The organism is Ferdinandcohnia jepli (assembly GCF_047246645.1).
Lineage (GTDB): Bacteria > Bacillota > Bacilli > Bacillales > Bacillaceae_L > Ferdinandcohnia.
Genome location: NZ_JBFOKR010000003.1, coordinates 263,728 through 289,077 on the forward strand (window position 1 = coordinate 263,728; position 25,350 = coordinate 289,077).

A 25,350-nucleotide genomic window follows, 5' to 3' on the forward strand; every position below is an offset into this window, starting at 1 on the left:
AAGTGGTTCATCCTTTTTTTACTAAAGTGTATAAAAGTTTAATTGTTTCTTGTCAGGCACTTGAAAATGAACCATTACACGGATCAGTTGTAATGGCGAAAATGGCTACAGCGGCTAAAGAAGGTGGAGCGAAAGCGATAAGAAGCAACTCTGCTTCAGATGTTGCTGCTATCAAGAAAATAATAGGTATACCAGTTATTGGGCTGATCAAACGAGAGTATGGCGATAGTGAGGTATTTATTACTCCTACTTTAAAGGAAGTGAAGGAATTACTTGAAGTGAATCCAGAAGTCATTGCGCTAGACGCAACGATTCGGAAAAGGCCGAATGCAGAAAGGCTAGAAGACTTGGTTCGTTATATTCATGAACATAGTAACACGTTAGTGATGGGGGATATTGCAACAGTCGGGGACGCGGAGTATGCAATTGGCTGTGGAGTTGATATGGTATCTACGACTCTATCAGGTTATACAGCTGACAGTCCAAAAATAGAAGGACCTGATTTCGAACTGGTGAAACAGCTTTGTAAGAATACAAACCTACCTGTAATAGCAGAGGGTAGAATCACTACACCTGAGCAAGCTCGTAGAATGCTAGAGTTGGGAGCATGGTCAATTGTTGTAGGCGGAGCTATAACACGACCACAATTGATTACAAAAGGTTTTATGGAGGGTATTAAAGGAGTATGAGACAATTTCTAGCCTTTGATATCGGGGGGACTCATATAAAATATGGGATTGTAGACGAAACCGGAAAGATCCTTTCGAAAGGATTACTTGATACGGAAGCCTATTTGGGTGGAATGGCTATTATTAATAAGCTCATTGCTGTGAGTAAGGACATAACTATGACTCATACAATTGATGCTATTGCCATTAGCACTGCCGGCCAGGTGGATAGTAGTACCGGTACGATTGTTGGTGCAGGAGAAACCATTCCCAATTATACAGGTCTTGAAGTGAAGGCACTTGTTTCGAAAGCTCTCAATTTACCTGTTGAAGTCCGAAATGATGTGGAATGTGCTGCCCTAGGTGAGATGTGGCTGGGAAACCATGATTCTAGTAATCTATTCGTTCTTACAATTGGTACAGGTATTGGTGGAGCGATTGTAATTGACAACAAAATCTACTCAGGTCACACCTGTAAAGCAGGTGAATGCGGTTATATGCTCGTTGAAGGTGAACCCTTTGAAAAAAATGCATCGATAACCGGTTTGATACGATATGTACAAAGAAACAAGGAATACCGAAGCTGGACAGGAAAAGAAATCTTTAAGCGGTATGACCAGGGAGATGAAACGTGCAAAGTAGCCGTTGCCCATTTTTATAAGCATCTAGCGATAGGAATAGCGAATCTAGTGTATATTTTTAATCCGGAAAAAGTCATTATAGGTGGAGCTTTAACTGGAAGAGGAGAGCTGTTCTTAGAGGAAGTAAAGCTTGAGGTACAGAAGTATTTACAACCTGGGTTTTATAGTGACACTGAGATCGTTTTAGCAAAGCTAGGGAATAATGCTGGGATGATTGGGGCGGTTTATCATTTTTTAGAGAGGAATAATTGAAATGGAAGGAGCACGTGATATACAAATCACATGCTCCTTTTTTAATAGAAGTGCCTGTCACTTGTCGAATCGCTGTTTATTTTTTTTATATTAAAAGTTATAAACTTTAATCAAAACATTGTAATGTTTTCAATTAAATTAAAGGGTTCGTTGATCTTAGAAGGATTAACCACCTTTTTTGTTGAATTCCATATTGAACAAACGGGTTAATTCAATATGAAATCACAAAAGTAATGAGCATTTACTTTTAAATAGTATTAAACGGAGGTTGAGATGCAAAAAGTTTATTTAGATAGAACACAATTAACTGGAGCCATAAGTGTAAATATAGAAGATACTGAAGTTATACTAGCAGGGACAACAATTTTTCCTATGAGTGCTCACTACAAAAATGAAGAGTATCGAAAATGTGCCAGCGATTATGATATTCAATTTATCTTTGACGATGATATTCCACATATAGAGTTTTTTACGGTTCCACATGTAGATATTATGGCAAAAGATAGTAAAGGTGGGTTTATCGGAACTGTTTACCAACAGTGTGATTCTGAAAGTGACGCACCAATTTGTTATATAAATAGGGATTTAGAGTGCTTTATAATTTCTGAAAACGAAGAAGATTTTCTGAGTAATATAGGAACGTGGCAAGACAACTTGAAACCCTATGATAAAATTACCGTTTATCGTTCGAAAGCAGAAGCAGAAATGGAACTAGAATTTCTCGACTTGACTGTATTATTAAATATAAATAATAAGGGAGAGTAGTTGTTGAAGAAAGTTGCAGGAATTACCATCACAACTATAATTGTAATTATTGGTGCTTTTTATCTATTTAATTTAAGAAGTAAGCCAACTTTTAATGAGGTTGTACTTGAAATGCCAGAAATAACATCTATCGAAATGATTAAGTCTTCCGCTGAAAAGGAAGCATTTATTGAAAATGATAATGATATTATGCAATTACTAAAACACTTCTCTTAGGCGGAATTAAAGGAAGAGGAAGTGGGGTCAATTAATTTTGATGAATCCTACTGGTTAACACTAAGAACAAATGGTGAGAGAAAATTGGGAATAACAGTTTATGATGAAAATTATTTAATGATATTCGATTACAGCACAAGTAATCAGACTAGTTATCAAATAATTAGTGGATTTGACTCGTCCAATATAGAACAATATTTTGATTAAACGCTTAGTTTGTGCATGATTGTATTTAAAGTAACGAGTGTATGAGTTGAATAAAAAACCTTTGTAATCCTGATAAAAAAATTATGCTTAATATTACTTTTGTCTATTATGATTAAACGGGGTGATAATAATGTTAGTTAAAATTAAAGCGTTACCTGAAAAGAAGGCATTTTTTATTGGGCTGTCTTTACTGTTATTTAGTCCATTACTTTTATTTTTGTTATCACTCTCTTTTCCTATTGATAATTGGATGACTATGATTATCCAAGCTTTTATCTGGGGGTTTGCTTCTTTATTTGTTCTAAGTGCGGCTGACAAAAGACATTCACGTATTAAAAAGAACAAGTAAAGCCAATACATTTTCTAATTGAATTAACGGGTAGCTTGAGTTGAAGAAACTAAATTACGACTGAAAGGCATCGCTTACGCAATGCCTTTTGTCTTTTTACATTGATGATCCAATTTCTACTACAAGTTAGGGTGTTTAAGCTAAGTGTGTTTTTTACTTCGTACTTAATACACAAAATAGATTAATATTGTCGTTACAACTCCAATCCAAACGCTCAACAAGATACAGTAGCCCATGATATGTCTAATGTGTAACCCGACAATACTTAAGATAGGTAACGCCCAGAACGGTTGAATTAGATTCGTCCACGCATCTCCCCATCCAACTGCCATCGCCACAACTGCTGGATCTACACCAAGTTCCATCCCTGCAGGTATTTGTAACGGACCCTGGAGTGCCCATTGCCCACCTCCAGATGGTGCTAGGATGTTAACAAGACCTGCTGTCCAATACGTAAAGACCCCGAACGTTTCAGAGCTTGAAATGGAAGTCATTCCGTTTATTATAGTTGCAGCAAGACCAGAGCTACCGAGTAGGGCAATGATACCCGCATAAAACGGAAATTGTAGAATGATAGGAGAAATAGAATTTGCTGCTTCTTTGAACGCATTTCCATATTGAGCAAGTGATCCGTGAAAGATAAGGCCGAGTGATAAAAATAGTATATTAATAATATTTAAGTTTAAATCTTGGCTGTTTGTAAAATGTAAAACAGCATATACGATACCTACTAAACCAATTAATATCCCTAAAATAGGAGTGTCCTCTAGGACAGCAGCAGGTGTTTTCTTATCTTCTTCAAGCTCAAATTTAATCTGTTTCTTTGGTCCTTTAGCTGTATATGGAATGACATTTTTTGATGGGGCCATTAGTAGGATGAAAATTGGTATGGTGATGAGTAGGGTTAAGAAGATTATGATCGTTCCAGGATGAAAGATTGTTTCAGAAGTAGGAATAACACCCATTACGTTGGCTAGAAAATGGTCTTTGGTTGCAATTGTTAATCCAATAGAACTTGATAGTCCTGCAGTATACAGTACGGTTGGAGCATATGCACAAGCAACTAAAAGTGGAAAATGCGCATTCTGATTTCGCTTTCCAACTTCACGGGCAACGATTGCTCCTACTACGACTGCTAACCCCCAGTTGATATAATAGGCGGCAGCTGAGATTAAAAAAGTAAATAAATAGGCCTTGCGTGCAGTATTGGCTTTAGCAGATAGATTTTCTAAACCTCTTCGTATAAATGGAACAGAAGCTAATACCATTCCTGTCATAAGGAGCAGCACCATTTGCATCGTAAAAGCTAAATAAGTCCAAAAGCCGTTACCATACGATTGAAACAGATCCATTGGATTATCCGGTGTTGAAAAAAAGGCCAAGACAAATACAAACAACGTCATTAACACAGCAATTACAAACGCATCAGGCAAATAACGATGAATGAACTGCGAAAACCGATCTGATATTCTATTTAACATGTTCTCCCTCCTTTACTAGTAAAAGTATGAAGAAGGGGATTTGAATATGACAGGTTTGCAAGGTGTCTGTTCCGATGGGAATAGGGGGAGAAAACTAACTAGGATTCTATTGCCGTGCTACCATACCTTTTAATCTAGTTATTGAAGTTTATCCACCGTCGGTATATCAGCCGGTGCCCAATCTCGCGTGAAGGTGCCTGACCCCCAATGCAGTAACGCTTTAACACACCGGGTTCAGGCACCTATTTAGGTTTCACGTTGTCTTATAGTATGTAATGAGATAGACTTAATTGAATTATAAGTCCTTTCTAAAAGGATAAGCTATTACATTTAGAGGATAAGGGAAACGACATGGAACATACTTACCTAGGCAACACAATACAATTTGATATCAAGTACAAGAACAGAACCTCCATCGGCATTTCGATTGATGGCTATGGGAGAATTGAAGTACAGGCTCCAAAAGGGACATCTTATGAAAGTGTGCTCCGGGTATTGGAAGACAACTGGGTTCTGATTCAGGAAAAAGTAAACGAAATGCAGGATAGGATAAATGGCTCGCAGGAAAAGCTCTATGTGAATGATGAGAGCTTTTTATATTTAGGAGATACTTATCCTATTGAGATCATCCAAGATAAAGATATTACTCAAGACCATGTTGTGTTCGATAGAAAGAAGCTATATGTATATGTGAAGGAACTTGAGAATGAAAGATATCAACAAGCATTAAAACGATATTATTTTCAGCAGTGTAAGTCATTGGTCGAGACGGGTGTAACCGATTATCAACGACATTTCAAAAACAAACCACGTTCTATACGTATTACTGACAGTAAAACTAACTGGGGAACTTGTGATTCACAACACCATTTAACATTCAACTGGAGGCTAGCAATGGCGCCTCGTGAGGTAATTGACTATGTGGTGGTCCATGAAATGTGTCACATGGTGCATCTGAATCACGATCGCTCTTTCTGGCGTCTTGTAGGGAAAATAATGCCCGACTACAAGGAAAAAGAGCGCTGGTTAGCTTTATCAAACTGGAAAATGACAATTTAGGGCAGGACTCCCCGTTTAGTAATACTTAATCGCACTGGGGTTGTGGCGCCTTTTAATATTTGGAACATATCGCTACTATATAGGCGGGAATTAAGAGATTGATAAAAAAGTAATTATGGGGGGAAGGTATGAAACTATTTCATCCGCTATTAATAATTTTGTTGTTTTTCAGTTTGGGAGGATGTTCATCACCTACACTTTTGGATGCGATTGAAAAGAATGGTAGCGAAAATGTTGAGATATTATTCCAGGATGAAGTGGATCAGATTGTTCTGTTCTTAAACGAGGATTTCACAGGACAACCGATGCTAAGCTTAAATACTTATACAAAAGAAAAGTCGAGGTATAAATATGACTCGGGAACTGGAGAACACTCGCAAGGTATAGATTTATCAAAGGAATATGAGATTATTAGAGTTACTTCGGTTGGACGTAGTTCAATTGGTGCAGTATGGGGAGGCGTCTTTAATTACCCGAATGCTGAAACTGTTAATTATACGTTAGAAGATGAGGAAGGTAATGTGCTCTATAATTCTACCTTACAAATATCAGAAACAAATATTGTTTATGAGAAACTATCAGAAGATGTTTATGAACGAACTCACAATATTCATTATAAAATTTTAGATGATGAAGAAAATGTGATAGTTGAAAGGTAATTTAATGGGCTAAAGTTAGGTTAGTATATACAAAGATAGTAGATACTCGATCCGTCCTTGCCACACTTACGAAGTAGGCTCGATAAAAAGATATTACATAAATCGGAATTGCCAAATCTGTCTTTAGAATAAAAATGAAAAAGTTAATTTTGATATAAAATGCGCAATTAATGCAAGAGGTGCCTGTAATACAAAGCCTATGAGTAAAAAGCTCAGAAACTTCTTTACTGTTAATATCCTCTCAGTAATAAGAAACTTAACCGTCAAAAAGGAATAAGGAAATATTATTAATATGGTGGTAATGATTCCAGGAACATAGTCTTTGAAAAAGATGAATTGCAATACATGACCGATCCCGTTTGCTAATAGAATACCAGGAACTAAAAATGATAGGTAAGTGGTCGGCTCCATTCTAAGAAACTTGCGCCCCGAAAATGCTTTGAAACAACCTATTGAAGCAAATATCAATAAAAGTGTAAAAGCAAAAGCAAATTCAGCCCCTGTAACTCGAAAAGGAATACTAGTTGAGTTTGTGATGAGGAACTTTTCGACGGTCATAATTTCTTCTATATCGTGAAGTAAGTAGAGGAATGGGAATAGTATTAGAAACCTTTGTAACTTAGGATTCAACGTTTTGTACCTCGTTTCAGCTGATATCTATTAAACATATAACGGATAAACCTTCTCTTTAAATAGTATCATAAAATTACAAACATATTTGCATCTACTACTGTCATGGGATTGGGCTGGTTGAAATTTAGCAGTTAGGAAATTTATATAATAAATGATAAAAGTGACATTTATAGCTGTACCTGTTTATAAGGTGTACCATTTTCGGTATACCTTTCTTTGTTATAATGGAAAATATTGAGATAGATAAGAATTGGACTGTGTATTTGAGGAGGAAAAAATGGTTAACCAACTTAAGTTAGGCTGGATTGATTATTCCAGTGAACATAGAAATAAAGTTATGGCAGTGCTCCATGCACTTACAGCACCTGAGGCAGTTGATGAACTTGGAATTGGGTTGGTTCGTGATGGATTTGCCGACATTCTTTTTCCTGGTACATCGACTATCCAAACAAGAGCAAAATATTTCTTTATTGTTCCCTATATTCTGATGGAGTTAGAAAAAGTGAGCTTTCGATCTCCTAAGGATTTCTTGAATAGGCTTGGTGAAATTGAGATTGATTTAATCGAAGTTCTAAACAAAGATGGTGTAAGTGGAGTGATTGGCGGGCGAGCGGGGAGAAAGTTGAAGAGAAAGCCTTCAAGTATTTATTGGAATGGTCTTCGCACGTTTGGAATATTAAAATACGACTCTCTTTCTCTTGATAATTATTCCAAAGCGGTATTTAGCATGAAAGAAAATAGGACATTTGCTATTAATAGTGGAAATGAAGAAAATGACGACATTGATACGGCATCAGGAGAATACTCTAGTACGTTTTGGCGATGTTTATTACCGGATCCGTCATGGAAAGAGAATATAACAATGGACCTTTCTAGAGAGGAAGCATTGTATTTAAAGGAACGTATAGTAAAAGCTCCTAAGTCTAAAGACACATTATTTGCATACTTACTCAACCAAGACTCCAGTGTTTTACAAGTCGATACCTTTGAACAAATTGGTGAGAAGTATCAGCAGCTTCCTGAACAAATTCAAAAAGATTATAGAATGGCTAATAAATTCAGTGAGTTTATTTCAGGTGCAAATATACGTTATAACGTCGTTCTTTCAAATGGTGAAAATGAAAATGCAAACGAAAAATGGAATGAATGGATAAATAGCCCTTTTGTTAAGTATGAGTTTCATAATTTCGATTTCGTTGAGGTTATTAATCGATTACAAATAAAGAATATGAAATTAGTGAGATTCCTGAATAATTGGCAGCAGGTAGTTGCATCTGGAAACGACAAGGAAATCGACGAGTTAATAATTCGACGTGAAATAGAACTAAAATCAAAGGACCGTGCTAAGCTCCAAAATAGCAAGGTATATAAGTATGAGGAAGGCAATTGGGTAGGTTCTGATAAATTGGTATATCGATTCCCTGTAGCAAAGGATTTAATGAAAGACATCTATGACGGATTGGAGGACTAAGTAATGTTAAAGCCAGCAGAAGAAAGACTGAATTATAGTGATTTGTTAACGCCTCCTACCGGGTATGATGTTGATTTTGCAGTTGGGACAACTTATTCTCTTGATTTAGAAGCACTTGTAGGTGTTCCAATTGCTCTTAGTCTATCGGAGGAAATGGAAGGTACCTTTAAGGAGAATCCCATATATGTACTTGAAGCACTAAGAAGAAGTGTAGATAAATTTGCTATTTTTTGTGAGGCGGGTCAAATCAAAACGCCCCAAAATGCAAACAATGTTTTTTCTTTAATGGAGAACAGTGTATTTGAAGTAGCACTAGCAAATGAAAAGTCATTTCACCCAAAGGTTTGGTTGATTAAGTATAGGAATGAAGAAGAGGAAGAACTCTATCGATTCCTCGTTTTAACTCGTAATTTGACCTTTGATCGTAGCTGGGACTTGGCTATCGGTCTAGAAGGGAAAAAGAATAAGCGTAAAACTCTAAAAAACAGACCTATCTCTGATTTTTTACGGTTTCTAATTCCCTATTCTAAGGACGATGAAAAAAACGACCAAATCCAAAGCTTGATATCAGATCTAGACTATGTTCATTTTGATCCAGTTGATAAGCACATACCATCGTTTGAGTTTTACCCATTAGGGATCGATGGTTATGGAAAAGATGAGACAGGTATTTTTGAGAATTACCATCATTTACTTATTATTTCTCCATTTTTAAGTAACCAAACTGTTTCAAGTCTTAATCGCTTATCTTTAAAAAATGCATCAAAAACATTAATAACTAGAAGAACAGAGTTAGCAAAACTTGACGAAACAGTAGTTGATGTCTTCGATATTTATGCTCTTAAGGATCTGGTAGTAGAAGGTGAAGGAGCGATTAGCGGTGAAAATGAAGTAAATGAAATGGCACAGCTTCAAGATATTCATGCTAAGTTATATGCTCGTACGAAATATAATGAGCATCAGATTTTTATAGGATCAGCTAATTGTTCAGAAAGAGCTTTTAATGGCAATGTTGAATTTTTACTAAGATTGGACTATCAAAAGTATGGATTTAGAATACAGCATTTGTTAAATGACTTGTTTGGAGAAGATGAACGAGATAATCCATTTGAGAAAATCGAAATATTACCTGAGAAGGGTGAAACCGATACAATCCTTTCTGATGAAATGGAAAAAGCTATCAAACAACTTTGCAGAGCAAGTTCTAAGGCATATGTAAATGGGGAAGAAAATAATTACTCATTAAAGATAACATTTGATGAAATTCCATCCAATGTTGAATTCTCTATCAGTCCTTTATTGAGCAAGCAGAGCTTGTTATTAGCAAATGAAATTGTCTTCTACGATCTTGGCTTATTAGAATTAGGACAGTTCTATACTATTACAGCTATCAAGGATGGAGAGACTCTTACAAGAATTATTAAAATTCCAACTGAGGGTATACCAGCAGAACGTGATAATGAAGTTTTTCGTTCGATTATTAAGGACAAGTATACTTTCTTACGGTATGTTGCCTTTTTACTATCAGATGATTTCATCTTGGCAGCCATTGAGCAACTTGAAATGAAAAGGAATGGTGCTGGAAAGTGGGATACTACAATGTCTGATTATCCAGTCCTTTATGAGAACATGCTTAAGGCGGCTGCTCGTTCACCTGAAAAATTGCAGGATGTTGAAAACATAATGAATTACATTAAGGATGACGAAATCATACCAGAAGAGTTCAATCGTTTATATGAAACGTTTATTGGTGCTACAAAGAAGGTGAGGAAATGATTAACTTAGTTCAAAAGGAAAAGGAGATCCTTGCAGGATTGAAGGACTTTCAACGAGCAACTGTTGAGAGAGTATTCGAGTTAATAGTTAATGATTATTCTAGAGTACTTGTAGCAGATGAGGTTGGTCTAGGTAAGACGATGATTGCTCGGGGTGTCATTGCAAAAACAGCTCGTTATTTTCAAGAAACATTAAAAGATGAATTATTTAAAGTGGTTTATGTGTGTTCGAACCAAAGTATTGCTGGTCAAAATTTAGCGAAGTTGAAAATTGATGACCGAGTGACATTAGAGCACATGTCTGATACACGACTATCGATGCAACATTTAAAAATATTCGAAGATCAATATAACCCAGCACTTAAAGAAAATTATATACAACTCATTCCACTTACACCTTCCACTTCATTTAACTTAACTGGAGGTAGGGGGAGTGTAGCTGAACGGTCCTTGATTTTTGCAATCCTAAGAAGATATCAACCACTTGAACCGTATCTGGAAGAGATAGAGGTTCTCATGAAGGATACTGCATTTAAAGGGTGGGATTATTGGGCTAAAAACCATTATGAAGAAAAAGTGCAAAAGTGTAATGCGAATAGTAATGGTGAGTATATAAAACATATTCTCAAAAAGGTAGAAGACTACTTTACAAAAAACGATGATATTTTTGAACAAATAAAAGACGTATGTACTGAATTAAGAGAAAGTAACGACACTCCAAAAGGAACTAGTAAGGTAATACACAGGCTCCGAAAAATGATGGCTGAAATAAGTGTAGATCTAATGGACCCAGATCTAGTTATCATGGACGAGTTTCAACGTTTCCCGGAATTAATTAAAACGGATGATGAGAGTGAGACAGCATTACTCGCAAATAAATTCTTTAATTCACCAAAACAGGACAGAGAAAAGGTAAAAATACTTCTTTTATCAGCAACTCCCTATAAGCTATACACAACGTTAGAGGAAATGACGGAGAGTCAAAGTGATGATCATTATAAGGAATTTATGCAAGTTACTGATTTCTTATTTGAGCATGATCCTAACCAACAAACTGAGTTTAAAGAAGTATGGAACAATTTTTCAATTGCCTTAAGTCAAGCAAGTGTCCTTGATTTTGCGGTACTCTCTGCTAAAAAACAACAGGCAGAGGATAGCCTATACAAAGGAATCGCTAGAACGGAAAGAATGTTAGTGAAAGGTGCAAGTGAATTAATAGATACTAGTAATGAACAAGGTACCTTACAAATAACGGAGCGGGATATACTCTCTTACGTTGAACTAGATAATCTATTGCAAGAGATAGGATTAGAGGATAAGGTTCCTGTCGATTACGTCAAGTCAGCTCCTTTTCTCATGTCGTATATGGAGCATTATAAGCTGAAGCAAAAGATATTCCAATATTTCAGTAAAAATCCAAATGAAATAAGTCTTGCTAATAAACGTAATTTATGGGTAACGAAAAATGTAGTGTCTAATTACCGTGAATTACCTGAAACCAATGCAAGATTAGAAAAATTGAAAGAAATTGCAATACCAAAACAAGCTGAGAAACTAATGTGGATCCCACCTTCTGTTCCTTATTATGAGTTCGAAGGTCCATACGAGGGTATGAGTGATTTTTCGAAGGTATTAGTGTTTTCAGCATGGGAAATGGTTCCGAGAGCAATCGCTACGTTACTTTCATACGAGTCAGAGAGACTAACAGTTGGAGAGCTTATTAAAAAGAGTCCTAACAAAACGAAAGAGAACAAGAGTTATTTCGCAAAACGTAGATTTCCTGCACCTAGATTAACATTTGCAATGAGGGACCATGTTCCTGCAAATATGAATCAATTGTGTCTGCTATACCCTTCGATAACCTTATCAAGATTGTTCGATCCAATTAAGGTACTAAATGAAAAGAAGAGTTTAGTAGTTATTAAAGAGGAGATAAAATCTAAAATAAAACAGTTACTTTCAGAAGTAGAATATACTCCTAATGAAGAAAACGCACGACGGGATGAAAGATGGTATTATATTGCACCTCTGTTATTGGATCGAAATGAAGAGGTTATAAACGAGTGGTTTCAGAGTGAAGAGCTCTTACCAACACTTGAAACGGATGAAGAAAATAATAAAGAAACTGATAAAGCAGCTCTCTTAAAGCATTTCAAACAGTTAAGAGATATTTATCTATCTGACGAGGCTCCAGTATTAGGTAGACAGCCTGATGACTTACTAGAAGTAATGGTAAATATGGCAATTGGTTCGCCTGCTATTTGTGGATTAAGGGTTCTTGCTGCTCCAAGTAGTGAATCCATTGTACAAGCTATTCACCTTGGAAAAACAATTATTGATCGTTTTAATACCCAAGAGGCCATCTCAATAGTGGAGTTAGAATACGGTAAAGGAAATGATTCTGCACACTGGCAAAATGTACTTTCATATTGTGTGGATGGTAATATTCAAGCGATGTTAGATGAATATGCACATATGCTTCTAGAAGAAGGCGGGCTCTATAACAGACAAGATGGATTGAGAAATAGAGAACTAACTCGTACGATGATTCATTCCTTGAAAACTCATAGTGCAAGCTTCAATGTGGATACGTTTAATTCCTTTAAAGAGAGAACCAAACCTAAGAAGAAGCGGAATGACAAAGTAGACAAGTATATAAAAATGAGAACCAATTACGCAGTTGGTTTTTATGACATGAAGAATGAAGATAAAAGCGTTCAACGTAAAGATAACATAAGGTTGTCATTTAATTCACCGTTTCGACCTTTTGTCCTAGCGACAACTTCAATTGGCCAAGAAGGGTTAGACTTTCACTATTACTGTAGAAAGATTATGCATTGGAATCTACCCTCAAACCCAATTGATCTCGAGCAACGTGAGGGGCGAATTAACCGATATAAGTGCTTAGCTATACGACAAAATATCGCTAAAAAGTATAATTCTATTTCCTTTAACGAAGATATTTGGAACGAAATGTTTACTCAAGCAAATATCCATGAAAAGGGAGAAGAAAATTCCGAACTAGTACCATTTTGGTCCCTCCCAGCAGATCAAAAGGTAAAGATTGAAAGGATTGTCCCTGTATACCCGTTAAGTAGAGACGGAGTTAAGTATGAGCGGCTTATTAAAATTCTTTCTCTATACAGGTTAAGTCTAGGGCAAGCAAGGCAAGAGGAACTGCTTGAATATATTTTTGAGAATGATATAGAAGAGGATAAATTGAATGAGTTGTTTATGAATTTGAGTCCGTTTTATAAGGGGAGGGAAATGATTGAGAGCAGATAATAAATAAAGGTTAAACTACTTAAGGTAGATGGTTATTTTAATATAAATAGTAACATTAATGTTATTGGGTTCTGTGTTTAGGGTTCTAGACGGCGAGTCTATTGGTAAATTCTATAATGATGTTGTTTATATTTCATAATAGTGAATATATTCGAAAAATAAGCTCATCCGTAAATTGAGCTTATTTTCCGTTGTAAAACTGATTTTTATAAACCTCCAACAAGATTACACACTATCAAAATAAATGTTAAAATATACTTACATACATAATTAGACAAATACTGGGAAATTTAATTAGTTTTAAATTTAATAATTCACGTAAGTAGAGGAGCACAAATGACGCATTTTATTGAAAATTTAAAAGAGTCACTATATAAAGGGTTTATTGATCAATCATATAACAAAGTAGATATTTTTAAACCAAAGTTATTAGTAAATAATATGGTACAAAGTGAAAATGTATTGTCTACTCTATTAGAGGAATTAAATTATTGTCAGGAGTTTTTCTTTTCTGTTGCGTTTATAACCGAGAGTGGATTGGCGACATTAAAGTCTCATCTGTGGGATTTAAAGCAGAGAGGTATTAAGGGAAGGATACTCACATCCACCTTTCTTCAGTTCAATCACCCAAAAGTGTTTCGAGAGCTGATGAAAATTACAAATGTTGAGGTTAGATTGACAGATTTAAAGGGATTTCATTCAAAAGGGTATATATTTCGTCAGAATACCCATTTCTCTTTAATAGTTGGTAGCTCGAATTTAACGGCACATGCTTTAAAGGTAAATTATGAGTGGAATGTGAAGTTAACCTCTCATGAAAATGGAGAGATTATACATCATTTCCTTAAGCAGTTTGAAGATGTGTGGAAAGAATCCCATCTGTTAACTCCTCAATGGGTTGACCAGTATGAAGAGACATTTGTAGAACGAGTATATTTGCCTGATTTAGAAAAAATTGTGGAGTTTCCTGATGAATATCGAACTAATTCTTTGAAAGATGCCATTGAAATTAAACCTAACAAAATGCAAGAGGCTGCACTACAAAATATTCAGATGGTTCGTGAGAATAATAATAAAGGATTAGTCATTTCTGCAACTGGGACAGGAAAAACGTATCTATCAGCTTTTGATGTTCGTAGTTATGTTCCTAAAAGAATGTTGTTTATTGTCCATAGAGAGCAAATCCTTCAAAAAGCAAAGACTGATTATCAGAGAATCTTAGGTGGACTAAGTAAGGATTTTGGTATTCTATCAGGAACAACTAAACAATCAGATGTTAGGTATCTTTTTGCAACAATCCAAACGATTTCAAAAGAGAATGTATTGCATCAATTTGATCCTAAGGAGTTTGATTATATACTAATAGATGAGGTACATAGAGCTGGGGCTGAGTCCTATCTTAGAGTAATCAATTATTTTCAGCCGAAATTTTTACTAGGTATGACTGCAACACCAGAGCGTACTGATAACTTTAATATTTACGAGTTATTTGATTATAATATTGCATACGAAATTCGTCTTCAGGAAGCACTTGAAGAGGATATGCTTTGCCCATTTCACTATTTTGGAGTAACAGATTATGAATTAAATGGTGAACTAATCGATGAAACAGCTACATTATCTAAGCTTGTTACAGAGGAAAGAGTTAATCATATCATTGAAAAGGTTCATTACTATGGACATTCAGGCAAAAGTGTAAAAGGGTTAATGTTCTGTAGTGGAAAGGAAGAAGCAAAAAAACTTTCAGTGGCACTGAACGAAAGAGGGTTTAGAACTGTTGCGTTGACAGGTGATGATTCTCAAGAGGAGAGAATGTTTCAAGTAAGCAAATTAGAAAATGGACAATTAGATTACATAATTACTATTGATATCTTTAATGAAGGTATTGATATTCCTAGTGTAAATCAGGTTGTGATGCTAAGGCAAACCCAATCTAGCATTATTTTTATTCAACAATTAGGTCGTGGATTAAGAAAGCATGATTCAAAAGACTTTGTTACAATTATTGACTTCATTGGAAACTATCGAAATAATTATCTCATTCCTATTGCGCTATCGGGAGACAAATCACAGAATAAAGATATTGTCCGTAGGAATATGAAGGATACAAGTTATATTAAAGGTGTTTCAACAATAAACTTTGAGGAAATTGCAGCAAAACAAGTATTTAAGGCAATTAATGACAGTAAACTTACTTCATTAAAAATATTAAGAGAAGCCTACATCGAATTGAAAAATAGAATTGGGAAAATTCCAAATCTGATTGACTTTGTAGAACATAATTCAATTGATCCAGTAGTAATTGTAGAGGAGCATACGAATTATTATCAATTTTTAGTCAAGATGAAAGAAGAAATTCCACAACTTTCAATATATGAACAACAAGTTCTCACATTTTTATCACTAGAAGTCCTAAATGGAAAACGAAAACATGAAGTTTTATTGGTGGAATTATTACTAAAAAAAGGTGAACTAGTTAACATTGAATATTTACAAGAGTTATCATCTAATGATTGTTTTATAGATGAGGATACATTGTATTCTATTGAGCGAATCTTTAGTCTTGAATTTTTTACACAAACAACAATAAAGAAATATGGAGAAAAACCAATTGTTATTTATGAAGATAATACGTATAGATTTAATAATTCTATAAAAAAAAGCATTACTACTAATGACTATTTTAGGGACCTCATCAGTGATCTTGTAGAAACAGCAAAAAAGAAAACTGAAAAGTATAATTCTAAACAACCACTAACGCTTTACCAGAAATACTCTAGAAAAGATTCTTGTAAGTTATTGAATTGGCATAACGACGAGAGTTCTACTATGTATGGATACAAACCAAAACATGGTACTTGTCCAATTTTTATAACTTACCATAAGGATGAAAACATTGATTCAAGTGTGCAGTATGGAGATGAATTTTTAAATCCAAAGCTAATCAAATATTTTACAAAAAGTAATAGAACCCTACAATCAGAAGAAGTGAAAAAAATAATCTTCGCAGATGAAAGAAACTTTGATCTCCATATTTTCGTAAAAAAAGATGATGATGAAGGTTCTGATTTTTATTATTTAGGTATGGCACACCCGAAAAAAGATACAGCTGTACAAACAGTGATGTTAGATAAAAACGATAAAGAGATACCAGTTGTTACACTTGAATTAACCCTTGAACATGCAATTGAACCAAAACTCTATCATTACATCACAAGCGAATAAAAGAAAAATGCCTTCTCAATTGAGAAGGCTATACTTCGTTAATTAACTGTTCAACTGCAGGAATATCTGCAGGAGCCCATTTAAGAGAGGCAAGGTTATTTCGCTTCAACCAAATTAGTTTTGAATGTTCTGATGGGGTTGGTGAACCATTAATTATTCTACACTTGATCGAGATTAAGTTGATGATAAACGTCTCGTATTCATGAACGTTCTCATTGAATATTTCCTTTGTTTCTATTTCACATTGTAATTCTTCTTGAATTTCCCTTTGTAAGGCAGTAAAAATGTCTTCATCTGCTTCTACTTTTCCACCTGGAAATTCCCACATATTAGGAATTGTCATTAATGGTGATCTCAAAGCACATAATATTTCTTCCTGGGCATTTTCTATGATTGCTGCTACTACTTTTACTATTTTTTTCATGTTTTCCTCCAAATAATTAACTTTTAGATACTATAACATTTTGTAGAATAATTACATAAACAAATTTTATAAGAATTAATTAAGAGAATAAAGCTTTCTTTATTAATTCACAATATTAATTTAGTCACTCTTCTTGAGTGGCTTTTTGTTTAACATAGGATCCCAATTTGGATATCAACTATATTTCCAATATTTATACAGATCTAGATCATATTAACTATCTATAGTAAAATATTGTATATAACTAATTATCTTGGGGGCAATTATGCAAGATTATGTGAAATTTCCTACAAATGTATATGAACTGAATGAATTATATAGTAATAATATTAATTTATTAAAAATGAACAGTATAGTTGTTAATAATAAAATCTCGTTAGATTTCCTTAGATCACTTTATCAACAAGACAGAGATCGTTTTATAAAAATGATTGATGAGTTATCTTTAAGGTGTTTTAAGTTCCATACTGAAAAACCTAATAACATTATACCTAACTACTCTCCAACTATATCCAGTTATATCGAGGCACACAGCAATAGTGATAGATATAAGAAGATAGATTTTAATCTTTTTGGTTTATCAGGATTCGTCCATAGGTTTGAGGTAAATAGTGATCTGTTTTTTCATAAAATTCCTCTAAAGGGTTTTAAGTTGTTAAATGCTAGAATTGATGTTCATTCTTTAGAAGATGAGTTCAAAAGAGCTGGTTTTGAAATTAATGGATCTGCAAGTAAGGCTGATAGAGTAATAGAGACACCAGAGAAATATGAAACTACTAAAAGTGGCAATATAACGGAACAGAGTTTTCTTTATAAACTAGAGAAGTTTTTTCAAAAGACCCCTGTTCATGTAGTTTTTAATGGGGATGAATTTAAGGCTTTTAATAGATTTTGTGAGAATAAAAAAGTCCAAAATTTAATCCAAATAACTAGTGATACGATTGAACAATTTAGTAATTCTTATGGTGTGGGAAGAGCTAAGGTTCTATCCGTTAATGAATTATTATTATCTTTAATATATTCAAGCCTAGAGGATCTGGTTAGTAAATATCCTGGTTATTCCTCGGATGATGTATCCATCACTCAGAAAGTAAGTTCAATTGCTATTGAAGAGATTTTTATTGGTAATAAGTTCAATCGCTTTCTTGCATTCTGTGAAAAAAACTTGATTACTACAATTGGAGAAATCCAACAATCCCATATTAATGTGTTTTCGAAATCCCCAGGAATAGGGATTAAAAAAGTGCAAGATGTAGTGGAAGCCCTTCAAAAGACGATACTTTCTCCTAAAGACAGGGACAGTAAACAAGAACAAGAACCTACAGGGTTACTCTCAATAAGAAATGTCTTTCAAGCAAATAAATATAATTCATTTCGTCGTTTCTGTGCGAAAAAGGGAATACACTACTTACAAGAAATTAAAGATGAGGACATGTTAGAATTTGCTCATGCAAAAGGTGTTGGTGCTGGAAGACTAAAAGATGTACAAGAACGCCTAAGTGAATTAGACTTCCTACCAAAAGACACAAGTTCTACTGAAACGATTATTACGAGTGGTATGAAGATTAATGATCTCTTTATGGATAATAAATATATATTGTTTAGAGAGTTCTGTGTAAATCATCAAATTACTACAGTAGATGAAATTACTGCCTCTCATATGACTGAGTTTGCAAGAGTACCAGGTGTTGGTAAGAAAAAGCTGGAGTATATAAATGAACTTATCAAGAGTAACAGGTCTGTACAAGTCGTATCACAAGGGATTCAATTTGATGATGCTGAATTATATGAAATAGTTCGTGAGGTTAGAGTTTCAGCACTTTTAGAGGCATTTCGAGTGGAGGGTGACACAGTTAGCCAATCCACTCTAGAGGATATAAATGGGTTAAAGCTTGAAGATATAGAGGATCAATTTACAAATCAGCAAATTATTGAATTGCATAGGAAGGTTAGAAAGGCGAAAAAGCCTGTCTCGTTAATGAATGAATTAAAGGAATCCCTACGAGGCAATCAATATGAGATTCTCAAATTTCGTTACGGTCAAAAGCTAACATTAGAAGAAACAGGTAAACATTTTAATGTTACTCGGGAGCGTGTAAGACAAATTGCTGCAAAGGCATTAAAGTATGTAAAGCAGTTCCTTGGTCGTAATTACTTTTATTCCGTAGTGTCTTTATTATCTTCTTCTAAATCACTTATTACATCTGATGAATTATTGGCATTAGTAGGTAAAGAGAATGACTTTATATTGGAGATTCTTAAGGAAGATGTAAAAGGATTTACTTATTTTGAAAAGCTAGATGCATTCTTCTTTACACCAGAAAAGAAGATAAAATTTGATGTGTTAGATAATTTTATTGCAGATTTACCAGCTACCTTTTATTTAAATGAATTTGAAGATTCATTAGAGGACATACTTGAAACTCTTGGTGTAGAGGATCCTTCTTTACCAATTATCCAAAAGCTCATTGAACATTATGGTTTTCTCCCGTATGGAGAACTTTATTCAAGGGGAAAATTGACTATTTCAGACGTTCTAGAAATTTTATTCAAAAACTTTATTTCTGAACCGCTAAGGCTAGATGAGGAAGGCTACGATTATCTCCAGAGTTTAGCAAAGAAACACTTAAATTATGAACTTTCTTCATCATTAAGGGCAGTTGATGCGAGATTAAGGGATACAGAACAAATCATTTTAGTAGATCGATCTACGTTCGCATGGTTTGATAAGGATTCTTTTGATCAAAGAATTATCTCGAAGATTGATGATTATCTAAAAAAACAATTAAAAATTAGTCCTGTAATCAATATAGAAGAAGTTTTTACTGAGTTCGAAGATGAGTTGAAAGAAATTAATATTCACACAAAGCTTCATCTATACTCTATTGTTCGATATTTCCTTGATGACGATTATAATATTGGAAAAGGGAATACGCTAAACATTTTTAAAACGGATGATGATAAGCAAAACATTGAGGGAACACTTCTTGCTCTGATCGATTCTTTAGGCGGTTATTGTGATAAAACGGAATTAAAAGATAGACTGGGTTGGAAGCAAACAAAAATCGACCTAGGAATATCCTCATCGAGAAAATTGCTAGGTTGGGGAACGAATAAAGTAATCATTTTTGATCGGATTGGTTTAACTGAAAAAGATAAACATAATTTGATCGAATTTACAAATAAGAACTTAACTAAAGATGGGTTTACAACTTCTGGTTTATTGCTACGTGAAATGAAGTTTGATCCAAATCTTTCATCATTGATAACGAAAAAGGGAATAGACGATTCTATAAAGTTATCTTCAATTATTAAGATATTAATGCCCGAATTAAAGGGCCATTCAAACTATTTATATCTTGATGGTTGTCAATTTACTACTTTTGAAGATGTTATTATCAATCATTTTGACGGAGAAACAACTAGGAAAGCACTTCAAGACTTCATTGTGAATTATGGTTATAAAGAGGTAATGGCATCTGGTCTGTTGAAAAAGCTTCTTGAACAAAGGGCATTTATAGAAAGTGATGTAGACAAACTATATCCAACTTCGAAATTAAACATATCAGAAAATGTCATTGAAACGCTTGTAGACTTTATTGAAGAATCAAGATCAGGTAAAGAGTTTGTCTCTTTGAGCAATCTAAAGGGGTACAAGCGAAGTTTGCCTGACATAGGTCTTAGATGGAATCCATATTTAATTAAGAGTATTCTTATTATGAATGGGTATCGACAAATTACAAAAATCATAAGCAACTATCGATATGACAAAATAATTGTCGTAAAACTAGATAGTAAAATTAAAACATTTGAAGAGCTAGTACATTTTGTTTTGAAAAATGAATATGAAGGAAATATGCATGAACGTAGCGTTTATGATTTCTTAGTAGAAAAGGGAATCCTTAGGGAACAAGATAGTCCATATAGTAAGGTTCTTCCACATGAGCTGAAAAACTTTTCTAATCTAATAAGTGTTGATAGTTTAGGAATCGTAACTTTAAGGTAGGCGAGGAAATGTCGTTATTAGATTTAAATTTGAAGTATAAATATCGTTCGGACAATGATCAAATTCATAAAGACTTTTATGAAGGATGTCTTACTGAATCTATTAAGTATGACCGTGCAGTAGGTTATTTTACGAGCGATTCTTTAAGCGTTATCGCAAAGGGCTTAGATACCTTTCTTGAACGGCAAGGAACAATTAGATTGATTGCTAATCCTTACCTAACTGCTGAGGATGTTGAAGCCATTCGATTAGGATACAAAGCAAAAGTTGATGTCGTTTCTCAATCACTTCTTCGTCAACTTGAAATAAACGAAGAAGCGATTCGAAACGATACACTAAATACATTAGCTTGGCTAATCTATCAAAATAAACTGGAGATCAAAATAGCATTTACGACCAACAACAGTCTGTATCATGAGAAATTTGGGATATTTTATGATGAAGAGGGAAATAAAGTCGCCTTTTCAGGTTCTGCCAATGAAACAGTTGGAGGAATACGAAACAACTTTGAAAAAATTGATGTGTTTTGGCGAGAAACTGACAGTGAAAGAATCGAAGATATGGTAGTGGATTTTGAAAATCTTTGGTCAAATAACACGAATGGTTTATCAGTAATTGAGATACCACATATCATTAAGGAAACTATCTTAGGATACAAGAAGGAGGGGAAAAGAATTAGTACACCTAATAAAATTGTGAAGCCACGCCCATACCAACAAGAAGCAATAGATGCGGTGAAAAATAATAATTGGCACGGAATTCTCGAAATGGCGACTGGGACAGGAAAAACAATTACAAGTCTCCTAATATCACACGAGTTTTTTAAGGAAAAAGGACGTATTTTTCTTGTGATTATTGTCCCCTTCACACACCTTGTTGAGCAATGGGAGAAAAATTGTCAAGATATGAACTATAAAAATTTTACCCATTGCTTTGGGGCAAAAAAATCCTGGGTCAATAAACTTCAAACAGATGTACGAGATTTTAATTTAGGTTTAATAGAAAAACATGTTGTTATCACAACGTATAAAACAGCAGCATCACACGAGTTTAATAATCTTATAGGAAGATTAAAAGGAAAAAGCTTCCTTATCGCTGATGAATGTCATTACTTTGGTGTTAAGAGTCTTAGGGAAAATGAGCTCGACAATATGGAGGCTAAGCTGGGCCTTTCTGCGACACCTGAGCGTTGGTGGGATGAGGATGGTACGAGTTTTATTGAAGCCTTTTTTGGGCCACCTGTCTACGAATATGATATGAAAAGTGCCATTGATAACGGTGCGTTGACAGAATATATATATAATCCTTTGATTGTAGACTTGACAGATGAAGAAATTGAAAGCTATGAAAGACTTACAAGGCGACTTATTCATTTATATAGCGATGAAAAAGCGAATAGAGATGAAATAAGCGAAGTTAATCGAAAGAGGAGTCTACTTATCAGTAAAGCGGAGAATAAAAAGGATTCTTTATTTAGAATTTTTGATGAGAAGATTCGTGAAGAAGTATCACATACTTTAGTGTATTGTGCTCCAGGTGAGGTGGATCTGATTACAAGTAACCTATCAAGTTTAGGTTATAGAGTTCATCGTTTTGATTCAAAGGTTCCTTTACAGGAACGGACTAAGATTTTAGAATCATTTGACTTAGGATCTATACAGATTTTGGTAGCTATAAAATGTTTAGACGAGGGAGTAGATGTACCTAGTACGAAGGTGGCTTATTTCCTAGCTAGTACTTCGAACCCAAGAGAATTTGTACAACGTAGAGGCCGTATCCTTAGGAAATATCCGAACAAGAACCTTGCGACAATATACGACTTTGTTGTATTACCAAGTCAAACAAGTGATCAAATGTATAAATCAATAGCTTCTAAGGAGCTCCCGCGGTTTGCTGAGTTTTCTAGATTTGCAATAAATAACTTTAATGCTAGAGACATTGTTGGAAAAGAACTTAGGAAATATTCCTTAGAATACTTAATGGATAAGCTTCCATGGGAAGTATACAAGGAGTTCAAAAAGATGGAGGTATTTGAATGAAAATCAACAAAGATTTAAATAAGAAAATTGAAGAGTTTCCACGCGATTTATCTTATTTAGCTAAGATATTAATGAGTGAACTTGAATCTGGTACAAAATCGAATTCACAAATAGAGGCCTTAATTCGTGATGAGATTAGAGAGATTGTATTGGAGGATGAAGGTAAATGAAGCTATTAGAGATATCCCTGACTAATTTCAGACAGTTTTATGGTAATCAGAAGATTGAATTTTCGAATGGCGAAAAAAATATCACGATCATATTTGGTGAAAATGGTAAGGGAAAGACTGGGATCTTCCGTGCACTAATGTTTGGTCTTTATGGAAGTACTCATATCCAACAAGATAATCCTAAGGAAAAAATACACCTTGTTAATTTTATTGCATTAGAAGAAAATCCAAATATGCCGATTGAAGCTAATGTTAGAGTTGTATTCGAGTCCTTCGGTAAAAAGTATGAGCTACAAAGAACTGTTATGGGGCTAAAATCAGGTGATTCTATTGATGAACGTATTCAGGGTGTGTCGTTAAACATCATCGATGAACTTGGTAATTATAGTTCAGATTCTATAACCGACCCTACTGAAGTATCTCGTATCGTAAATAGTATCTTAGATGAAAGCATTAAAGATTTCTTCCTATTTGATGCGGAGAAAATTGAAACTCTTGCTAAAAGTGACGTGAAGGTTAGGGAGGAAGTTAAAAGAGGTATTGTTAAGCTACTTCAAATTGATAAGGTAGAAAGTGCAATTGGAATATTGAAGAGACTTCATAACGCTGAGAAAAGAAGAGTTCTAGACGGTTCTCAAAGCTTAGATCTAAATCGTAAACAAAATGAAATCGATGATCTGAAGCAAGAGATTGAAAATATCGGAGAGCGAATTGTCTTTAAGGAAAACAATAAAATCTCATGTGCAAATGAAATTGAAGATATTGAACAACGATTGGCTGAGAATGAAGATGTACGAAAAATTCAAGAAAAGCATGCTTCAGCAGTTGATAAAAAGAATATCCAAACTCGTCTAGCGAAGAGTAAGAAGGATGAAATAAAAAGTGATTTGGTTCAGAACGGATACAATATTGTCATGAAGGATACTTATCCTTCAGTAAAGGTGTATCTAGATCAGATATTGGTGGATCAAAAGGATTTGATTCCAATTGAAGTAATTGAAAAATCTCTTCGTGAATTTAAATGCGCGTGCTGTAATAATGATTTGCACCAACATCGAGAGAACCTACAACATATACAGCAATTGAAGAATAATTTTAAACGTTCTGAGCTTACACCACTTATCTCACTAATTTCTTCAGGAATACATGATTTCTCTCTAGAAGAGGAAGATGCTAAAAATGCCATTAACCGTAAGCTTGCAGAGTTTAGAGATATCAAACAAGGCATAGAAGAAATAAATAGGGAAATTCAACAGTATGAAGAAGAGATCGCAGATAAAGCACAAGAGCAGGAAAATCTAAAGCATCTTGAAACTACTCTTAAGGATAAAAAGAAAATGCTTCATGATCTAGGAGTCGAGATTGAAGGCTTAAAAAATCAATTAGATCAAAAAGAAAAAGACCTCATTGCGAAGGAAAAAGACTTTACTCGTTTACTTCGTGAAAATGAGAGCTTACGTATTGATTCGAAGGTATTACAATATATTGAGGATCTTAAGGAACATTTCGAGAAGGTATTCTATGAATATAGTGATGAAATGAGAAATAAATTAACATTTGAAACAACTTCTATCTTCAAAGAGTTAATTGATCGTAAAGATAAAGAACTGATTAATAGAATTGATATTAATGATAAATATGAGATTAAAGTTATTGGATGGGACGGAGTAGACATTACCCAGGATATTTCACAAGGTCAACGACAAGTTGTGGCATTATCATTCATCACGTCGCTTGCTAAAGTAGCAGCTGGCGGATCAGCTGATATTAACTTCCCACTCTTTATGGATACACCTTTTGGAAGAATAAGCGGAAATAACCGTGATCATTTAATTGATAACGTTCCTAACTTAACGTCTCAATGGGTACTGTTATTAACAGATACAGAATTATCGAAAACAGAGGAAATGAGATTTAAGGCAACTAACAAACTTGGAAAATGGTATAAGTTAGATCAAATTTCTACTGGCCACTCAAAGATTGTTCCGATGAATATTAATGAAGCTATGGCAACAAGGGGGTAGG

Annotated in this window: 19 protein-coding genes; 16 read left to right on the forward strand and 3 right to left on the reverse strand. The window is 34.4% G+C overall.

Annotated elements, in window-relative coordinates:
- Positions 1 to 26 precede the first annotated feature (26 nt).
- The 6 genes from AB3M96_RS04880 to AB3M96_RS04905 all read left to right on the forward strand — a co-directional run bounded on the left by AB3M96_RS04880 (position 27) and on the right by AB3M96_RS04905 (position 3,098).
- On the forward strand, positions 27 to 689 hold the full coding sequence (locus AB3M96_RS04880; protein ID WP_412966453.1) for an N-acetylmannosamine-6-phosphate 2-epimerase: 663 nt from the start codon (positions 27 to 29) through the stop codon (positions 687 to 689).
- Positions 686 to 1,561, forward strand: a complete 876-nt coding sequence (locus AB3M96_RS04885) for an ROK family protein (protein WP_412966454.1) — start codon at positions 686 to 688, stop codon at positions 1,559 to 1,561. The genes AB3M96_RS04880 and AB3M96_RS04885 overlap by 4 nt, the downstream gene beginning before the upstream one ends.
- Before the next feature lie 273 nt (positions 1,562 to 1,834).
- Positions 1,835 to 2,326, forward strand: a complete 492-nt coding sequence (locus AB3M96_RS04890; protein ID WP_412966455.1) for a hypothetical protein — start codon at positions 1,835 to 1,837, stop codon at positions 2,324 to 2,326.
- A 3-nt stretch (positions 2,327 to 2,329) separates the two neighbouring features.
- Positions 2,330 to 2,542 (forward strand): hypothetical protein, encoded by a 213-nt coding sequence (locus tag AB3M96_RS04895; protein WP_412966456.1) that lies wholly within the window; start codon positions 2,330 to 2,332, stop codon positions 2,540 to 2,542.
- Between the two features lie 21 nt (positions 2,543 to 2,563).
- Positions 2,564 to 2,749 (forward strand): hypothetical protein, encoded by a 186-nt coding sequence (locus AB3M96_RS04900; protein ID WP_412966457.1) that lies wholly within the window; start codon positions 2,564 to 2,566, stop codon positions 2,747 to 2,749.
- Positions 2,750 to 2,879: 130 nt separating this feature from the next.
- A complete protein-coding gene (locus tag AB3M96_RS04905; RefSeq protein ID WP_412966458.1) occupies positions 2,880 to 3,098 on the forward strand; it encodes a hypothetical protein in 219 nt (72 codons plus the stop codon).
- Between the two features lie 164 nt (positions 3,099 to 3,262).
- On the opposite strand, the gene AB3M96_RS04910 is transcribed toward AB3M96_RS04905, so the two are convergent.
- Entirely contained in the window at positions 3,263 to 4,579 is a 1,317-nt protein-coding gene (locus AB3M96_RS04910; RefSeq protein ID WP_412966459.1) for a short-chain fatty acid transporter, read from the reverse strand.
- A 351-nt stretch (positions 4,580 to 4,930) separates the two neighbouring features.
- Here AB3M96_RS04910 and AB3M96_RS04915 point away from each other — a divergent pair, with 351 nt between their 5' ends.
- Entirely contained in the window at positions 4,931 to 5,638 is a 708-nt protein-coding gene (locus tag AB3M96_RS04915; protein ID WP_412966460.1) for a M48 family metallopeptidase, read from the forward strand.
- Between the two features lie 128 nt (positions 5,639 to 5,766).
- Positions 5,767 to 6,297 carry a hypothetical protein gene (locus AB3M96_RS04920; RefSeq protein ID WP_412966461.1) on the forward strand — a complete coding sequence of 177 codons (531 nt, stop codon included), beginning with the start codon at positions 5,767 to 5,769 and terminating at the stop codon, positions 6,295 to 6,297.
- Positions 6,298 to 6,420: 123 nt separating this feature from the next.
- Here the strand turns inward: AB3M96_RS04920 and AB3M96_RS04925 are convergent, their stop codons facing one another.
- Positions 6,421 to 6,927 carry an HXXEE domain-containing protein gene (locus AB3M96_RS04925; RefSeq protein ID WP_412966462.1) on the reverse strand — a complete coding sequence of 169 codons (507 nt, stop codon included), beginning with the start codon at positions 6,925 to 6,927 and terminating at the stop codon, positions 6,421 to 6,423.
- Positions 6,928 to 7,207: 280 nt separating this feature from the next.
- Here AB3M96_RS04925 and AB3M96_RS04930 point away from each other — a divergent pair, with 280 nt between their 5' ends.
- From AB3M96_RS04930 to AB3M96_RS04945, 4 genes are all read left to right on the forward strand, one after another.
- Positions 7,208 to 8,401: a DUF6361 family protein gene (locus AB3M96_RS04930; RefSeq protein ID WP_412966463.1), complete on the forward strand. Its 1,194-nt coding sequence runs from the start codon at positions 7,208 to 7,210 to the stop codon at positions 8,399 to 8,401.
- Positions 8,402 to 8,404: 3 nt separating this feature from the next.
- On the forward strand, positions 8,405 to 10,177 hold the full coding sequence (locus AB3M96_RS04935) for a phospholipase D family protein (RefSeq protein WP_412966464.1): 1,773 nt from the start codon (positions 8,405 to 8,407) through the stop codon (positions 10,175 to 10,177).
- Complete coding sequence (locus tag AB3M96_RS04940) at positions 10,174 to 13,461, forward strand: helicase C-terminal domain-containing protein (protein WP_412966465.1); 3,288 nt, start codon at positions 10,174 to 10,176, stop codon at positions 13,459 to 13,461. The genes AB3M96_RS04935 and AB3M96_RS04940 overlap by 4 nt, the downstream gene beginning before the upstream one ends.
- A gap of 336 nt (positions 13,462 to 13,797) precedes the next feature.
- Positions 13,798 to 16,686: a DEAD/DEAH box helicase gene (locus tag AB3M96_RS04945; RefSeq protein WP_412966466.1), complete on the forward strand. Its 2,889-nt coding sequence runs from the start codon at positions 13,798 to 13,800 to the stop codon at positions 16,684 to 16,686.
- A gap of 28 nt (positions 16,687 to 16,714) precedes the next feature.
- Here AB3M96_RS04945 and AB3M96_RS04950 read toward each other — a convergent pair whose 3' ends face one another.
- A complete protein-coding gene (locus AB3M96_RS04950) occupies positions 16,715 to 17,110 on the reverse strand; it encodes a (deoxy)nucleoside triphosphate pyrophosphohydrolase (RefSeq protein WP_412966467.1) in 396 nt (131 codons plus the stop codon).
- A 265-nt stretch (positions 17,111 to 17,375) separates the two neighbouring features.
- Here AB3M96_RS04950 and AB3M96_RS04955 point away from each other — a divergent pair, with 265 nt between their 5' ends.
- From AB3M96_RS04955 to AB3M96_RS04970, 4 genes are read left to right on the forward strand one after another with little or no spacing between them, the layout of a single operon-like run.
- On the forward strand, positions 17,376 to 21,116 hold the full coding sequence (locus AB3M96_RS04955) for a sigma factor-like helix-turn-helix DNA-binding protein (RefSeq protein ID WP_412966468.1): 3,741 nt from the start codon (positions 17,376 to 17,378) through the stop codon (positions 21,114 to 21,116).
- 29 nt (positions 21,117 to 21,145) lie between these two features.
- Positions 21,146 to 23,155, forward strand: a complete 2,010-nt coding sequence (locus tag AB3M96_RS04960; protein ID WP_412966469.1) for a DEAD/DEAH box helicase family protein — start codon at positions 21,146 to 21,148, stop codon at positions 23,153 to 23,155.
- Entirely contained in the window at positions 23,152 to 23,325 is a 174-nt protein-coding gene (locus AB3M96_RS04965) for a hypothetical protein (RefSeq protein WP_412966470.1), read from the forward strand. Before AB3M96_RS04960 ends, AB3M96_RS04965 begins: the two co-directional genes overlap by 4 nt.
- Positions 23,322 to 25,349, forward strand: a complete 2,028-nt coding sequence (locus AB3M96_RS04970; protein ID WP_412966471.1) for an AAA family ATPase — start codon at positions 23,322 to 23,324, stop codon at positions 25,347 to 25,349. Before AB3M96_RS04965 ends, AB3M96_RS04970 begins: the two co-directional genes overlap by 4 nt.
- Position 25,350 lies beyond the last annotated feature (1 nt).

Bases quoted from the DNA above. Each gene is read 5' to 3' on its own strand.
- AB3M96_RS04890 (WP_412966455.1), top strand. From the start codon at position 1,835: ATGCAAAAAGTTTATTTAGATAGAACACAATTAACTGGAGCCATAAGT.
- AB3M96_RS04950 (WP_412966467.1), bottom strand. From the start codon at position 17,110: ATGAAAAAAATAGTAAAAGTAGTAGCAGCAATCATAGAAAATGCCCAG.
- AB3M96_RS04935 (WP_412966464.1), top strand. From the start codon at position 8,405: ATGTTAAAGCCAGCAGAAGAAAGACTGAATTATAGTGATTTGTTAACG.
- AB3M96_RS04970 (WP_412966471.1), top strand. From the start codon at position 23,322: ATGAAGCTATTAGAGATATCCCTGACTAATTTCAGACAGTTTTATGGT.
- AB3M96_RS04910 (WP_412966459.1), bottom strand. From the start codon at position 4,579: ATGTTAAATAGAATATCAGATCGGTTTTCGCAGTTCATTCATCGTTAT.
- AB3M96_RS04885 (WP_412966454.1), top strand. From the start codon at position 686: ATGAGACAATTTCTAGCCTTTGATATCGGGGGGACTCATATAAAATAT.
- AB3M96_RS04920 (WP_412966461.1), top strand. From the start codon at position 5,767: ATGAAACTATTTCATCCGCTATTAATAATTTTGTTGTTTTTCAGTTTG.
- AB3M96_RS04930 (WP_412966463.1), top strand. From the start codon at position 7,208: ATGGTTAACCAACTTAAGTTAGGCTGGATTGATTATTCCAGTGAACAT.
- AB3M96_RS04965 (WP_412966470.1), top strand. From the start codon at position 23,152: ATGAAAATCAACAAAGATTTAAATAAGAAAATTGAAGAGTTTCCACGC.
- AB3M96_RS04915 (WP_412966460.1), top strand. From the start codon at position 4,931: ATGGAACATACTTACCTAGGCAACACAATACAATTTGATATCAAGTAC.
- AB3M96_RS04940 (WP_412966465.1), top strand. From the start codon at position 10,174: ATGATTAACTTAGTTCAAAAGGAAAAGGAGATCCTTGCAGGATTGAAG.
- AB3M96_RS04945 (WP_412966466.1), top strand. From the start codon at position 13,798: ATGACGCATTTTATTGAAAATTTAAAAGAGTCACTATATAAAGGGTTT.
- AB3M96_RS04905 (WP_412966458.1), top strand. From the start codon at position 2,880: ATGTTAGTTAAAATTAAAGCGTTACCTGAAAAGAAGGCATTTTTTATT.
- AB3M96_RS04955 (WP_412966468.1), top strand. From the start codon at position 17,376: ATGCAAGATTATGTGAAATTTCCTACAAATGTATATGAACTGAATGAA.